At 27.3% G+C, this 1,099-nt stretch carries 2 protein-coding genes; both read left to right on the forward strand.

All coding sequences use genetic code 11. The annotated features are described in order from the left end of the window. Positions 1 to 336 (forward strand): ABC transporter permease (locus HG1285_RS00345; protein ID WP_032497291.1); only part of this gene is annotated, 336 nt, incomplete at its 5' end. Positions 337 to 340: 4 nt separating this feature from the next. Further along, positions 341 to 1,099, forward strand: a 759-nt coding sequence (locus HG1285_RS00340) for an MFS transporter (RefSeq protein ID WP_008289692.1), incomplete at its 3' end; no start/stop codon positions are given.

Genomic DNA, 1,099 nt, shown 5'->3' on the forward strand with positions numbered 1-1,099 from the left:
ATTTTGCTGACTGTTATATTTCTGTTTTCAATCACAGGAATAGGTCTTTTTATAGCATCAATAGCTACAGACATGTTTAAAGTAGCACAAATGTCAGTTATTATAATGATGCCAATGATATTTTTAAGTGGAGCCTGGACTCCAATTTATTCAATGCATCCTATTATTCAGTACTTATCTTATCTTTCCCCGCTGAGATATTATATTGAAGGAAGTATAAGTATATTTTTTAGAGGAATTCCATCTATAGATTTAATTCCATATTTTATAATTTTGAGTATATTGAGCTTAGGGCTTTACATATTTGGGTTTAGAAAAATAGGAAGGTTATTTTAAAACTATGAAAAAATATATAATCATCTTAGGAATAGTAAGCTTATTAACAGATATTTCCAGTGAAATGATTTTCCCGATTCTTCCTATATTTTTAGAAAAATTCCTTTATGCCACAAAAACACAGATTGGTTTAATTGAAGGTATTGCAGCATTTTTAACAAGTTTTTTAAAAGTTTTTTCTGGATATTTATCAGATAAAATAGGAAGAAGAAAGATTTTAGTAATTTTTGGATACTCTCTATCTACATTTTCAAAACCTCTTTTATTCTTTGCCACAAGCTGGACACACGTTTTATGGATTAGAGCAATTGAAAGACTTGGTAAAGGAATAAGAACAGCACCAAGAGATGCATTAATATCTTCATTTTCTGAAGGTAAAAGTGGTCATGCTTTTGGAATTCACAGAGGAATGGATACCGTAGGCGCTGTTTTAGGTTCATTATTTGCTTTTTTGTTTTTAATTTATTTTGGGGAAACAGAAGAAAATTTTAGAAAAATATTTTTATATTCTTTTTTTCCTGCAATTACAGCTGTTTTAATTTTAATATTTTTTGTAAAAGAACCTAAAGGAATTAAAAAAGATTCTAAAATAGAGATTAATTTTAAGATACTGCCGTCAGATTTTAAAAAATTTGTAATAATTCAATCTATTTTTACACTTTTTACTATGAACTATGCTTTTATAATACTAAAAGCAAATGATATTGGTATATCTATCGGATTTATACCTCTTGCTTATCTATTCTTTAATATTGTATATGCT

The organism is Hydrogenivirga sp. 128-5-R1-1 (genome assembly GCF_000171895.1).